The organism is Cellvibrio fibrivorans (assembly GCF_031457055.1).
Taxonomy (GTDB): domain Bacteria; phylum Pseudomonadota; class Gammaproteobacteria; order Pseudomonadales; family Cellvibrionaceae; genus Cellvibrio; species Cellvibrio fibrivorans.
Genome location: NZ_JAVDVX010000004.1, coordinates 406672 through 421553, shown reverse-complemented (window position 1 = coordinate 421553; position 14882 = coordinate 406672). Strand labels below are relative to the sequence as shown.

The 14882-nt window shown below is 45.6% G+C and carries 11 protein-coding genes; all 11 read left to right on the top strand.

Features of this window, described 5'->3' with window-relative positions:
• The first annotated feature begins 1 nt into the window (after nucleotide 1).
• Genes J2X05_RS13060 through J2X05_RS13010 form a run of 11 tightly spaced genes read left to right on the top strand, consistent with a single transcriptional unit; the run spans nucleotide 2 to nucleotide 14859 of the window.
• Entirely contained in the window at nucleotides 2-1285 is a 1284-nt protein-coding gene (locus J2X05_RS13060) for a beta-ketoacyl-[acyl-carrier-protein] synthase family protein (protein ID WP_310073124.1), read from the top strand.
• 6 nt (nucleotides 1286-1291) lie between these two features.
• Entirely contained in the window at nucleotides 1292-2476 is a 1185-nt protein-coding gene (locus J2X05_RS13055; RefSeq protein WP_310073121.1) for a beta-ketoacyl synthase N-terminal-like domain-containing protein, read from the top strand.
• Entirely contained in the window at nucleotides 2473-3750 is a 1278-nt protein-coding gene (locus J2X05_RS13050) for a beta-ketoacyl-[acyl-carrier-protein] synthase family protein (protein WP_310073120.1), read from the top strand. Before J2X05_RS13055 ends, J2X05_RS13050 begins: the two co-directional genes overlap by 4 nt.
• Nucleotides 3743-5023, top strand: coding sequence for a beta-ketoacyl synthase N-terminal-like domain-containing protein (locus J2X05_RS13045; protein WP_310073119.1), 1281 nt, complete (start codon nucleotides 3743-3745; stop codon nucleotides 5021-5023). Before J2X05_RS13050 ends, J2X05_RS13045 begins: the two co-directional genes overlap by 8 nt.
• Nucleotides 5024-5032: 9 nt before the next feature.
• Complete coding sequence (locus J2X05_RS13040; RefSeq protein WP_310073118.1) at nucleotides 5033-7924, top strand: aminotransferase class III-fold pyridoxal phosphate-dependent enzyme; 2892 nt, start codon at nucleotides 5033-5035, stop codon at nucleotides 7922-7924.
• Between the two features lie 50 nt (nucleotides 7925-7974).
• Entirely contained in the window at nucleotides 7975-8724 is a 750-nt protein-coding gene (locus tag J2X05_RS13035) for a 3-oxoacyl-ACP reductase family protein (RefSeq protein ID WP_310073117.1), read from the top strand.
• 54 nt (nucleotides 8725-8778) lie between these two features.
• Nucleotides 8779-9555: an SDR family NAD(P)-dependent oxidoreductase gene (locus J2X05_RS13030; RefSeq protein WP_310073116.1), complete on the top strand. Its 777-nt coding sequence runs from the start codon at nucleotides 8779-8781 to the stop codon at nucleotides 9553-9555.
• The gene (locus J2X05_RS13025) at nucleotides 9543-10826 is read left to right on the top strand and encodes a DUF1302 domain-containing protein (protein WP_310073113.1); all 1284 of its coding nucleotides are present in this window, start codon (nucleotides 9543-9545) and stop codon (nucleotides 10824-10826) included. The genes J2X05_RS13030 and J2X05_RS13025 overlap by 13 nt, the downstream gene beginning before the upstream one ends.
• 46 nt (nucleotides 10827-10872) lie before the next feature.
• Nucleotides 10873-11691, top strand: coding sequence for an outer membrane lipoprotein-sorting protein (locus J2X05_RS13020; RefSeq protein ID WP_310073111.1), 819 nt, complete (start codon nucleotides 10873-10875; stop codon nucleotides 11689-11691).
• Nucleotides 11666-14284, top strand: coding sequence for an efflux RND transporter permease subunit (locus J2X05_RS13015; RefSeq protein ID WP_310073108.1), 2619 nt, complete (start codon nucleotides 11666-11668; stop codon nucleotides 14282-14284). The genes J2X05_RS13020 and J2X05_RS13015 overlap by 26 nt, the downstream gene beginning before the upstream one ends.
• Nucleotides 14281-14859 carry an NAD(P)H-dependent oxidoreductase gene (locus J2X05_RS13010; RefSeq protein WP_310073106.1) on the top strand — a complete coding sequence of 193 codons (579 nt, stop codon included), beginning with the start codon at nucleotides 14281-14283 and terminating at the stop codon, nucleotides 14857-14859. Before J2X05_RS13015 ends, J2X05_RS13010 begins: the two co-directional genes overlap by 4 nt.
• Nucleotides 14860-14882: the final 23 nt, after the last annotated feature.

The window sequence follows — 14882 nt, the reverse complement described above, 5'->3', positions numbered from 1 at the left end:
CATGGCTAACAAAGTGGTAGTAACAGGGATTGGTCTTATTTGCGGTCAAGCCATGTCTGCAAATGAATTGTTTGAGCGCATCAGCCAATGCCAATCATCGGTGCGCAAAAATGAAAAGTTGGCAGCTTACGGTGTTACCAATTCTGCCTGCTCATTTATTGATGAGCAGGTGTTGGCTGCACTGGATGTTCAGTGTCGCGCACAAGGCTTACCGCAGCTTTCTGCTCCCGCTTTGTTGGCTATTTATGCGGCTGCACAGGCAATTGAAAATGCGGATATAAATGTAAAAAGTATTGAGCGTAAGGGTCTTTTTTTGGCCTGCAATAAACAATCGCTTGAAGCAGAACATCTGTTGGGTCTGGCGAAGCATTTTGACCCAACTACCGGGAAGGTAGATCTGGATATGTTTATGGAAATGCAGCGCCATGAAAAGCAATCCTATTTTCATAAGCGTCAGGATATGGCCGCGTTGGTTTTGGCTGAGCGTTATGAATTTGATGATGTAGTCATGACGCCAGGCGATGCCTGCGCCGCTGGTGGTATCGCCGTAGGAACGGGATATCGATATATCGCGCAGGGTGAATTGGATGTTGCGCTGGTTGGTGCAACAGAAGCCATGTGCAATTACATGCCGATGTTGTCTTTCTCAATATTAGGTGCACTGGCACCGCAGTCGGGTGAAGATCCTGCTTCTATCAGTCGTCCTTTTGATAGAGCGCGCAGTGGTTTTGTAATGGGCGATGGTAGTGCATTCCTGATGCTTGAATCCGAGCAGCACGCACAAGCGCGCGGTGCAAAAATTTTGGGTTATGTAAGCGGCTTTGCTAAACAAACAGAGTCCTGGCGGATTACCTCCAGCCCTAAAGATGGCTCCGATTACGCACGCTGTATGAGTGATGCTATCGCCGATGCCGGGCTATCCATTAATGACATCGACCATATCAATGCACACGGTACTTCTACCGAGCAAAACGACAGTTGTGAAAGTGCCGCAATTAAAAAATTATTTGGCGAACTTACAGCGTCTATACCCGTAACCTCCAATAAATCGGCGATCGGGCATTCACTCGCCGCCAGCGGAGCGATTGAAGCCGCCTTATCAATAATTTCGCTCCAGCAACAACTCTTGTTGCCGACGTTGAATTTTTGCGAGAGCGATGAAGATACGGCGGGAATTAATGTCGTGCAGCAGGCGACACCGTCCAAAATAAAACACATTTTGTCTAATTCGTTTGGTTTTGGTGGCGAGAACTCGGTACTTATTTTAAGTGCAGTAGCAGAGTGAAGGATCATGATTAAAACAGAAAGTAAAAAAGCGCCAGTATTTGTAGAGCAAGGTTCGGTTTATTGCAGTGCAGGCAATAATGTGAACTCGCTTTGGCAAGCTCTGGCAAACGGCCAACAAAATTTGACTGCACTTCCTTGTCCCGCTTATGACGCTTGGCCTTGGTCCCAGGTGTTTCTGGTGGAAGAACCGGGTGCGAGTGAGTTGGGTGTAGACAGAAAAATTCTGCGCACTATGGAAAAGCAAGCCAAAATGGCACTCTATGGTGCTGCCCTCGCTGTTCAGCAGGTTGAAACTCTGGCAAACAAATCAATTAGCAGCGCTAAAAAAGGTTTGTATTTAGCGCTGCCAACTGTTGATGAGTCTGTTCCGCCTTGGTCGTTGTTGGAAACATTGCATGAGGTTTCTGCAACACCCGCACAACCGATAGAGTTATCGTCAAGTGAATTTCTACAGCGTGAAATTCCCGCCTTTTTTGGTTTATCAACGCTTAACAGCAACGCTTGTGCACACATTTCCGCTTGTTTCGATTTAACCGGTGCGATGGGAGCATATTCACCATTTGCAGATGCAGCATTTCAAGCCCTGATTGATGCAACAGGTGCAGTTGCCCAAGGCGAAAATAGTGTTGCCTTGGTTGGTGGTGTTAGCCCCAAGGTAAATCCGCAATTGTTATTGCAATACGAACATTGGGGTTGGGATAAGTTGCCCGCACTCATTCCCGCAGAAGGTTCGTCGTTTGTTGTGTTGACGGCGAATAAAAATCCGGACGCAGTTTGTGTTAATGGTTTTGCGCGCGGTTTTATTTGTAATAGCGCTGAGGCTTTAGAGGCCTATCAACAACTGCTAGCGCAAGCGCTCACCAATGCCAATATCACCGCAGCGGATATTGATTGGTTTCTACCTTTTGCAACCGGTAGTAAAGATATTCAAGCGCTGTTCGCCCTTGGTGCAAAAGAATCATTGCCAATATTGTCGAGTGAATCTTGCATGGGGTTTTCAGGCGCTGCTGGTCCATTGATTAATCTCAATTTAGCGCTTCACGGTCTGCAACAACAAAAATACTTGGTTAACACACCCAACAATATTAACGCTCAAGAAAATGCGGGTGCTCTGCGTCATGTTGCATTGAGTGCTGCAGGTCCTGAGGGACAATATCTCGTAGTGATTCTATCCAGGGAGGTCATATGAATATGCGAGTTGTAGTAACCGGTTTGGGCGTAGTGGGGCGCTTGGGTTTTGAGTGGCAGGATTTTTGGGCAGCATTACTTGCCGGACAATCAGCGATTGTTCCTTGGCAACCGGAAAATATTGAAGACTTTCCCGTGCGTTATGCCGCTCCTGTCGATAATGCGCAATTTGCTTCGTATTTTTCTGCGCAGTTATCCGCACAACCGCCGATGGAAAGGCGCAGCCAATTCGGGCTTATGGCGGCGCATCAAGCCATGAATGATGCTGGTTTATTAGGGAAAGCAGGATTGAATATGGGCGTAGCGGTTGGTTCGGGGATTCCCGAGCGCTACACACCGGACATGTTATTGGCGATGGGAGATAGTGGCCCTGACTGGCAAACGCTTTACGCAAAGCGCGAGCAATTAAATCCTGCTATGCGCAGCGGCAACGATCAGCTCGCTGCATTAATTGCGCGCGCGCATGGTGCCAATGGCCCGGTACAAAATTTCAGCACCGCCTGCGCGGGTGCCGCTCATGCAATCGGTAGTAGCTTCCGAATGATTCGCAACAGAGAAATTAATTGCATGATCGCTGGCGGTGCAGATTCGGTATTAAATTTAATGACTATGGTGGGGCTTAACTTATTGGGGGCTCCTTCAGTTTCTGAAGATTACGGCGATAAATTATGTCGCCCATTTGATGAGGGTCGCTCCGGTTTTGTAGCTGCAGAGGGCGGTGCTTTTGTTGTGCTTGAAAGCCTTGATCATGCACTTGCACGCGGTGCACACATCTATGGAGAGGTAGTGGGTTTCGGTAGTTCAATGGACGCTTACCGTGTTACTGCACCTCATCCCGAAGGTAAGGGCGCTGCGTTATCAATGCATAAAGCCCTGGTTGATGCCGGCCTTGATGCGGACGATATTAATTACATCAACGCACACGGGACATCAACACCGCTGAACGATACGGCGGAAACTTTTGCCATTAAAACAGTATTCGCAAAAGATCAGCACTATCAAAAATTGGCAGTGAGTGCGACTAAATCGCAAATTGGACATTGGATTGCAGCAGCTGGTGCGCCTGAGTTTATTGCGACATTGCTTGCGACGCAGCAAGGAATAGTTCCGCCAACGCTTAATCTCGAAAATCCTGATCCACTTTGTGATTTGGATTATGTACCGCATAAAGCACGTGCTGTAACGATTAACGCGGCGCTCTCAAATTCCTTTGGTTTTGGTGGTCTCAATACATCATTGGTGGTAAAGCCTTACAAGGAGGATCATCATGGCTAATGTTTCGACGGATATTTTTATTACGGGTGCTGGTTGCCTATTGCCAGGTTGTAATAACCCCGCAGATTTATGGCAGCGGCTGCTGGAAAAAAAATGTGCAACTGTGCCCTACACAAGTGAAGACATAACTACTCAAATAATTTCCTGGTTTGGCCACATCAGTCCGGATCAGGCAGCTACGGCACTTGCTGCTGTACCTTTTAAATTGCGTCGTTATGCTACACCCGCTTCGCAATGGGGAATCAAGGCGACTGTTGATGCATTAACTAACGCGCAATTGGATCTAGCCTGTATTGCTCCCGAGCGGATCGGCTTGTTTACCGCACAAGGTGATTACAGTTATCCCTCGCTGCCGTCATTCACGGCGGGTGTCGGTAAGGCGATTGAGCAAAATAATTTGAATTTGCCCGCATTAACAAACGAATTTTTAAATAATCGCGGCATGGATGCATTCTTGTCTATCAAGGGGCTTTCAAATAATTCCCTGGCAATTGCGAGTCTTGCGTTTGGTACGCGTGGCGATTGTGGCGCTTATGTACAAAATAAAAGCGCAACTATTGCCGCGTTACGCAGTGCGGTGATGAGTTTGCGTTACGGTTACAGCGATGTTGCTTTGGTTATCTGTACGGGCACTTACAATGAAGCGCTTACATTAACTGAGCTTTATCAGCAAAATTTATTGTCTCCTGCCCAACAAGGCGCAGCATCCCAGCGGCCATTTGACCAACAGGCAGACGGATCAATTTTAGGTGAGGGTGCCATTGCTTTGATTTTGGAGACGCGTGCCCATGCGCAAAAACGCAATGTGGCCGGATTGGCCAAAATCGATGGTATCGGCAACAAAACCGCATTTTCAACCGTGGATCAGCACAATAACTATCATCACTGCGCGCAAAAATTGTTGCAAAAAGCCGGGCTGGAGTTAGATTCCGTTGATGCCATAGTTGCGACCGGAGCCGGTGGTAAAAAGGCCGACCAGCAAGAAGTAGTACAACTTGAACAGCTGTTGAATGGCAAGGCTATTCCTGTCACTTGTGCGTCGGCGATTACCGGCAATTTACCTGCCTGTCCCCTGGATATGTTGACCGCACTACAAATGCTGCAGCACCAAAAAATCCCGGCGATCGCTAACCTCACTAATCCCATCGGCCACCAGTTGCATTTGGTGCAAAAGGAATCGCTAACGCAACCTGTACAGAGAGTATTAACGCTGAACCGCTGTTACACCGGGTTCAACTCCGCCGTGGTTTTATCATCTCCCTCTTATCAATAGTGCCGCGCCATGTCTAATTATCAACATTACGTAAAAAATCACTTGTCCCAACTAATGTCTACCTTGGGCTTAAATATTTCCTATACCCGTGCTGAAGGGGATTATTTATATTATCGCGATGCACAGGGCGATGAAGTGCCTGTGCTGGATTTACTGGGCGGTTATGGTTCCTTGATCTTTGGTCACAATCACCCACAGATTGTTGCGCGCGCAAAACAATTATTGGACCAGCAAGTTCCTGTGCATGCTCAATTTTCACTGCGTGAAGGCAGCGGTGAATTGGCTAAAAAATTGAATCAGGTTATGCAGCGTGAGCTAAATAGTGATGAAGAGTTTGCAGTAACTTTTGCTAATAGTGGAGCTGAGGCGATAGAGGCAGCGATCAAACATGCAGAATTAGAACGCGTGTTAAAGTTGCAGGATTTATTGGATGAAGTAACCCTCAATATTGAATCTGTGCAGCATTCTATCCGCGTAGGCGAGGCAAAAATTCCGGAGCATATTTATCGTCATACCAGTATTCGCGAGCAAGTATTTGATGTACGCAATTTCGAAGAGTTGATCGTTGGTCTAATTAATTACAATACCGAGCAGCTGGTTAAACGCCCAATCTTTTTAGTGCTGGAAAAATCTTTTCACGGAAAATTGATTGGCAGTGTGCAGTTGACCTACAACAAAAATTTCAGAAGGCCATTTCAATATTTTGGTTTGAATACCCGTTTTATCTCTCCTAATGACCCTGCGCAGTTAGATCGGGTATTGCAAGAAGAGCGAGTGGTTATTTTTGATCTCGCCGTGAATAACGGTGAGGTGGCAATTGTCGAGCGCGATATTCCCATTTTTTGTGCCTTCCTGATTGAACCTATTCAAGGCGAAGGCGGCGTAAACCTGTTAAACAAAGAGTTTGCACAACAGGTTCGTAAAACCTGTAATCAGTTGGATTGCCCGTTAATTATTGATGAAATCCAATCAGGTATGGGGCGCAGTGGCACTTTTCTAGCCAGTACGCAAATTCCCGTGAAGGGGGATTATTACACTTTCTCAAAATCCCTGGGCGGCGGCATTGCAAAAGTATCGGCAACCCTGATAAAGAAGAGCCGTCTACGTAAAGAATTTAGTTTGGTGCACAGCTCTACCTTTGCAGAGGATGACTATTCTTCTGGTATCGCTTTGACAGTACTGAATATGTTGGATGATGTGCAGCTCAATGCCTACAAAAAAATTAATTCCAGTAGTACGGCCTTGCGTGAAGCGCTTATTGGTGTACAACAGAAGTTCCCTGATGTAATTCGCGATGTGCGGGGTTTGGGGCTTTTTCTTGGTGTTGAGTTTTTTGAACAAAAAAATGCTAGTTCAATTTTATTTCGCGGTGCTTCGTATAACGATTCATTTGGCTATTTGCTTGCGGGTTATTTACTGCATGAGGAGCGTATCCGCATTGCTCCTCCAGGTAGCGCGCCTAATGTATTACGTATAGAGCCGTCGCTGTTTTTAACTGAAACGCAAATCAGTCATATTGCAGAAGCTTTTGCTCGTCTGTGCCAAATCATCCAGTGTCAGGATGCGTTGCATTTAGCTTTCCCCCTGACGCAGTCAAAACGCGGTAAACCGCGCGTGTCGATTGATAATCATCATCAGGATTTTACTGCTAAGGCAGCCTCTCATGCTGGACTTTCATTAACTCGCCCTGTGCGCAAAGTCGCCTTTATCAATCATTTAATTTCGCCGGAATTATTGGCAGAAGTTGATCCTTCATTGCAGCATTTGAACAGTGAAGAGTTGCGCAATTTTATCGAGCGTATGGAACCCAACAAAAAAACTGCGCCTTTCCCGCCTGTGCGGATTCAATCGCCTTTAGGGGTTGCAGTGGATTTCTATCTGTATCCCCTATGCGTTAGTTCGCATCAAATGGTGAACTACCTTAACGACGGCAATCTTGATGGTATTCGCGATGATATTCAGGATCGTATTCTGGCAGCGCAGGAGGAAGGCTGCGAAATTGCCGGTTTAGGCATGTACACCTCCATTGTTACTAACAACTGCACCTCGTTAAAAATTCCTGATATGACGCTAACCTCGGGCAATGCATTGACGATTGGCATGGCATTGGAAGCAATCGAGCAGGCTATAGCTGACCAACGGATTGCTATAGATGATATGACCGTTGTTGTAGTTGGTGCCGCTGGAAATATCGCCTCAACCTATGCATCACTGTTAAGCGAAAAATGCACGCGATTAATTCTACTCGGTAGTGAACGTAGCGGTTCGCTCAATCGCCTGCAGCAAACGGTGTACACGATTTATGAAGACACTTGGCAGGAAATCAACAGCAAGCCATTCAATCAGCTTGGTGCACTGGCGAAAAAACTCATCCAGGAGCCAATTATTCAGGAGTGGATTGAGTGTAAAAATGCACCGGTAAAAGTAATTGGAAAAACGATCGCCAATGCAATTGCGGAGCGTCACGGTGCAGATCCCTACGTCACGATTTCTACCGATCTCACGCTGGTTAAACAAGGCAATATCGTGCTCTGTTCTGCAAACAGTGCAGAGCCATTCTTGGGCGCTGACGATTTTGGGATGAATGCGATTATTTGCGATATCGCTGTACCAAACAATGTGCAAGCCAATATTGTTCAGCAGCGGCCCGATATCATTTACCAACAAGGTGGCATTGTCGCGACTCCAAATGGTGAGAGCTTGCATCCTACTGCGCGAGCGTTTTTAGGGGCGGGGCAGTTATTTGCGTGTATGGCAGAGACCGTCATTCTTGGATTGGCTGGAATCAACCAACACTATTCCTATGGTGCGATTTCCAAACAGCAAGTGCGTGAAATTCTTGCGTTGGCAAAAGCGCATGGATTCTCTCTGGCAAGTTATAAAAAGGGAAACTCTTTGTAACGCCAGGCAGACAATTTTTAACAATATTTTTTACATTAAAGGAATGCAGAATGACTGAACTGAATAATCAGGTGGCAATTGTCACTGGTGCAAGCCGTGGTATTGGTCGTGAAATTGCAATTCAATTGGCGCAACAGGGTTGCGATATTGCTATCAATTATCGCACTGACGAAGCCGGGGCGCTAAAAACAGCTCAATTAGTGGAGGCGCTTGGTCGTAAAACCTTGCTGGTACCTGCCGATGTCGCCAGTTTTTCGGCCTGCTCACAAATGGTCGATGCGGTCATGGATAAATTCAATCGTGTGGATGTTTTAGTGAACAATGCGGGTATCGCACGCGATAGTTTATTGATGAGCATAGAGCCTGAAGATATAGCTGCAGTTATCAATACCAATCTCTACGGCGTTATATATCCAACGAAAGCAGTTGCACTTCACATGATGCGCCAGCGATACGGGCGCATTATCAATATCTCCTCATCCGCTGCGAGCAAACCCGGAAAAGGCCAAAGTATTTATGCGGCTGCCAAAGGTGCAGTTGAAGCTTTTACCAAGGCGATGGCGGTAGAATTGGCGCCACGCAATATATTAGTTAACGCGGTTGCTCCAGGGGTAGTTGTGACGGACATGTCTGAACATATTCGCGAGCTGGGCGATGAAGAAATTAAAGCACGTTTATTATTAAAACGTTATGCCGAACCTCAAGAGGTTGCCGATCTGGTTGTGTGGCTGGCAAGGCCACAAAATCAGTATATGACCGGTGAGGTATTGCACCTCGACGGTGGATTGAAAATGGCATAACCGTTTAATGAGTTAATGTACGAATTTTAATTTTAATCTACGAGCACAAAGGATATGAGTTTCAATCAAAAAACGGCCATCGTTACCGGAGCCGCCGCTGGTATAGGTGCCGCAACTGCAAAATTACTCTGTGAGCGAAATATCACCGCGATTATTTTGTTGGATATTGCTGCTGACACTTTGCAACAATTTGCTGATGAGTTAACGCAGTTGTATCCACGTACGCAGATACTTACCTGTGTAGCCAATATTGCCGATAACAATTCTCTACGTGAATGTTTGCAGCCATTGCTCACGCGTCTTGAACGTGTTGATGTTTTGGTAAATAGCGCTGGTGTGGCCGATGAAAATGATCCGGATGAAATCGACATCTGGCATAAGGTGTTGGGAGTCAACTTACATGGCACTTATCACACCACCATAGAGTCATTGACCTATATGCCTGATGGTGGGCGCATTATTAACGTGTCGTCGATTCTTGGTCGTGCGGGTAATGTGCGCAATACCGCCTATTGCACGTCCAAACATGCGCTGCTGGGTTTCACTAAAAGTCTTGCACTGGACGTTGCCCCACGAAAAATCACTGTAAATGCTGTCTTGCCTGCTTGGGTTGACACACCCATGTTGCGCAATGAAATTGCGCTGAATGCAGAAAAAATTGGGGTTGATCCAGAGCAAATGCTGCGCAATGCCAAAAAGAAAATTCCACTTAAGCGCCTAACTAAAAGCGAGGATGTTGCAAACTTGATTCTATTTTTGGCCTCAAATGAGGCGAGCAGTATTACCGCTCAAAGCTTTACTATCGATGGTGGTTTTACATGTGGTGTTTAAGAGCGTTAGTCGCAAGTATTACAAGTTTGTCGTTATCGATAAATGCGCAAGAGATCGAGTGGGATGCTGCTGTCGGGCTAAATCTCGCTGCACATATCGACGGTGCAGAACCAGACTTCAGTGAGCAGGGCGGTGACTTTATCCTCAAGTTTACGCAGGATACTGCTCAGTACTCTCTCACGGGTGAGGGGCGTGCACGTTGGAATGATGCTTACAACAGTAGCGAATACAGCGAGTCAGCGCGCGATGCCTATGAGTGGAGCGCCGATTGGCGAGAGCTCTACATCGCAAAAGACATTCATGATTGGAATATCAGCTTCGGTTTACAACAAGTAGTCTGGGGTAAGGCCGATAACCTGCGTGTGGTCGATCTGGTAAACCCGCTGGATTACCGCGATTTTGTCTTGCCGGATTTAAATGATTATCGCAAACCGGTTTTGATGTTGAAGGGTGAATATTATTTGGCTGATTGGTCTCTGCAAACACTATATATCCCGTTTTTTGAACCTAACGATTTTGCTAAGCCGGGCAGCGAATACGAATACACAACGCTTGATCCTGCACTGCTTCAAATGTTTACCCTGCTACCAGAGGACCAACCCGGCCGCAGTTTTAATAATGGTGAGTTCGGGATGCAGCTCGCACGCAGTTCTTCCGGAATTGATCTCAATTTTTTTGCGTTGTATGGCTGGGATGATAATCCCGTGTATCGACAAATGTATGCGTTAGATGATGAGAGCAACATTATCGCCAATTTGCAGCCTGAATATCACCGTCAAACAATGCTTGGTGCTGCATCTGCATACGCACTGGGAAACGGTTTTGTATTGCGCTCTGAAGTGGCAGTAATTCCTGACAGCATTTATATGCTTGGAATTCTTGATGCAGCGGGTGGGCTGATCGAACAGACAACCGTTAATGCGTTAGTGGGAATTGATTATAGCTGGCGCGATTGGTTGTTTTCCGCTCAGGCTAATGATCGTTACATTGATAACTGGAACTCAGAGCTTAGTGTCATGGAACATCAACCATTAGTCACTTTCTCCGCCACTGGTCAATCCTTTTCCGGCCGTTTGGATTCGCGTATTGCAATCGCACGCTTTATTGAAGAGAGCAATGAACAGCTATTGCAAATAAGAACTACCTGGCGCCCCGACGATCGCTGGGCCTACTCGCTCGGTGCAGATTGGTTTAGCGGTGTTGTCGGCGGCGTATTTGGCCAATTTGAAAGCAAAGACCGTGTCTGGCTAAAAGTGCAGCGCAATTTTTAATTTAATTAATTTTTTTCATATCGTGTGATTCACAAAGGAGATGGTAATGTTTTCCCGAAAATTAGTTGGCATCGGCATGTTACTGATGATTTCATCAGTTGCGCATACGGCTGAATTAACCGCTGATGACATATTAAGTAAGGTACGTAACCGCGCTGATGGTGCTGATAACTACGCCAAAGCCAGCTTGGTATTAAAAGAAAAAAATGGGTCAGCACGTACACGCAATCTATTATTTCTGCAAAAAGATTACGGTAAAGATGACAAGCTCACCTTGAGTTTCACTGAGCCTGCCGATGTGAAAGGTGTGGTTTTGCAAAGTATTAATTACGACGAAGCCGCTGCCAGAGAAGACGATCAATGGATGTATTTGCCCGCCTTTCGTCAGGTGCGCCGTATTGCCGCTACTGATAAACGTGGATCTTTTATGGGTAGCCAATTTTCCTATATCGATTTGGATAAATTACGCATTACAGATTACCAACAAAAAATCCTTGGTGAAGAAACCATAAATGAACGCGCCAGTTATCTGATTGAACGAATTCCTGCGTCGCTGGAGGTGATTAACCGCACCGGTTACCACAAAATTCATGTGTGGGTCGATAAAGAATCGTTTGTAGTGATAAAGCAAGTGTATTTCGATGCGAAAGGAATTCCGTTTAAAGAGTTTCAGGCGAAAAAAATGGAAATTATTCAAAACATCTGGACGGTCACCCACAGTGAAATGCGTGATTTGGTAAATAGCCGCGCATCAGATCTTATTTTTAGTGATGTTAGCTATGACGTAGGTTTGGATGACGTCTTGTTTCAACAAAATATTATGAAGACAGGAGTGAAAAGTGGAAACCTACCTAAAATTCGTTGATCGCTGGGCTAAGGCGATTTTATTAATACTGTTTTCAATAACAGTATTTTTTGCTGCTCAGTTAGGTAATTTAACCAATGACAGCAACCCTTATTTGTTGCCAGAGACACATCCTGCACGAAAATCTATTCTGGATATGCAGCAAGAATTTAGCGGTACGTTTGATGCCGCCATGATTGTGATTCACAACGAGCAGGATATTTTTAATCGTATCACCTTGGATGCGGTTTACGAGCTGACCCAGTCATCGCGCAAGCTGATGCTTGCCACCCAAAGCGATGCTGATTATCTCAGTGCACTGGCTGGCAAGTATGGTGAGGCCAATTCCGAATTTAAAAAATTGGCTACTGACATCCTTAAAGATGGTTTTGCACAAAGTGATTTTTTTGCTGCAGATCAACTAATGGCGCTGAGTAAAACCCTGCCTTTGTCGCACGCTGAAAAAGCATTTGTTAATTATTTGCCACGTCGGTTGAACCCGATTAAAGAGATGGCAGGCTTGGCAGCGTCGGACAATATTATTACCCAGGATGGTACGCTTAAAATTTTCAAGAGCCTGCACGACAAAATCGTTCCTGCCGAGCAAATCAAACAGGAAGTGATGGGCAATGAGCTAATGCTCAACAGCGTGTATTCTGCTGATAATAAATCCACCATGATCACGGTTGAATTATTTATTAAACAAGATGATGCCGACGGCCAGGTGCGCGCTTATGAAGCAATTAAGCATTTGGTCGATGACTATCGCGCTCGTCACCCTGAATTTAAGGATGATGTTTACATTGCAGGCGTACCTATTTTTATTGCGGAGCAAAAAAAGTTAACCGATAACGATTTGGCGACTTTGCTCCCAATGGTCTTGCTCATCGTCGGGGGCATTCTGGTCGTTTTTTTTCGCAGGCCAATGGGATTTGTACTGCCTATGCTAAATGTGGTGATGTGTACAATCTGGACTCTGGGCATGATGAGTTTATTTCGTGTACCTATGGATTTAGTCACCAGCGCGTTGCCCGTGTTCCTGATTACTATTTGCGGTGCTGATGCTATTCATATGATGAATGAATACTACACCCAACATAATTCTGGCCTGCCCCCGAAAGAAGCTGTTAAGAAATCCCTGCGAGCTATGTTCTCACCGATTGTATTAACCACTGTTACCACGGTTGCCGGGTTCCTATTTTCTACATCGACCAATATCTCCAGTATTCAATCGTTCGGCATTTTTATGGCGGTAGGTTTGTTTTCCGCCCAAATAATTTCCTTATTGTTGATTCCTGCCTGGTTAAATCTCACCAAAGCAAAAAGCAAAATTGGTTCACCCAAAGCATCCGGACGGGAACGCCTGGGTTCGGCACTTGAGGCGTTTTTCGGTAGTTTGATCAAACATCGTAAGGCATCACTGCTTACTTTTACGTTAGTTATGTTTGGACTGGGCTTCATGGCGACCAAAATTGTGGTTGAGGATGCGGGGTCGGATTATTTCTCTGCGACGAATGAATTCCGGAAATCCGATGAGTTTGTCAATTCGCACATAGCCGGTACAAGCCCTGGCTGGGTGGAGATTGCCGGTAGCGAGCCAAACGCAATGTTGAATACGGACACGGTAGCCTTTATCGATAAGTTGGATAAATTTTTATTGACTCAGGAAAATGTTACTTACACCTATTCGATTGCAACTTATATCAAGCGCATGAACCTTGCATTGCATGATATGAATCCGGAATTTAATCGCTTGCCTAATCGTACCGAAACAGTGACTTCGATAGATCCTGAGACCAATCAGGAAATTAGTGAGACAATTAACGGTGATGATTTGGTATCGCAATTAGTTCTGCTTTATGAAAATGGCGGTGGTAGCGATCTAAATAACGTACTGACTCGCGATTTTTCCAAGGCTGCAGTTTTATTTACTATGAATACAACGCGTGCTACTGAATATCAAACCTTGTTGAATAATCTGGATGCGTGGCTTGCGCAGAACAAACCGGCAAATGTGCACGTTCAAGTGGCGGGTACGCCGGTGATTTGGACCGGCGTGTTACACGAAATTATTAAAGGCCAGTTCACCAGTTTTGTGTTGGCTTTCAGCTCGATCTGTGTGGTGCTTATGCTGTGGATGCGCTCGCCTAAACTGGGTCTGCTTACGGCATTACCACTGGCAGCTACTATGGTTAGCTATTACGGCATTATGGCAATTCTAGGAATTGAGTTGAATATTGGCACTGCGCTGATTTCATTTATTGTGGTTGGTATTGTGGATTATTCCGTGCATTACTTGCATCGGGTGAAAGACCATTTGGCAACGACAAATGCCAGTATTGATGAATCCCTTTTGTATGCAATTCGCCACTCAGGATCGTCAATTGTTTTTAACGTTGCGTTGTTCTCCTTGGGCTTTCTCACTTTATTGTTATCGCAATTCAAACCCATTGCTTACTTAGGCGGCTTGGTCGCACTGGCGCTTACTATCAGTGGTTTTATGTCTATTTTTCTTATCTCCATGTTGGCGCCTTGGTTTATGCGCAAGGAAAAACCACCTGTACCCAATCCAACTTATGAAGCAGGTAATGTCAACGCAGGTGAGTATTCATGAAAAAAAATATTGTGGTGATTGTTGGTCATCCAGATTCAAATAGTTACTGCGCTTCATTAGCCGAAAATTACGTAAAAGTCGCAGCAGAAAAGGGGCACGACGTAAAACTGTTTAAGTTAGGAGATGCCAATTTTGATCCAATACTCCACCACGGACATAACCAGCGGCAGGAGTTGGAGCCGGATCTGGTGACTATACGTGAAGCAATACTCTGGGCTTCGCACTTGGTATTTGTTTATCCCATTTGGTGGGGGTCTATACCCGCCCTGTTAAAAGGTTTTTTTGATAGAACATTTTTGCCGGGATACGCGTTTAGCTATCGCAAGAATTCTGTGTGGTGGGACAGATTGTTAGCAGGAAGAAGTGCCCATTTGATTGTCACTATGGACACGCCGCCTTGGTACTACCGCTGGATCTACAAAATGCCAGGGCACAATCAGATGAAAATTACCATTCTTGAATGGTGTGGCATCAAGCCAATAAAAATCAGTTCTTTCGGACCTCTGCGCGGATCAAGCCCGGAGCAACGCGAGAAGTGGACGCAAGCGGTGATTAAGCACGCAAGGAAAGTGTAATCACTTAAATTTAATTTTTTATA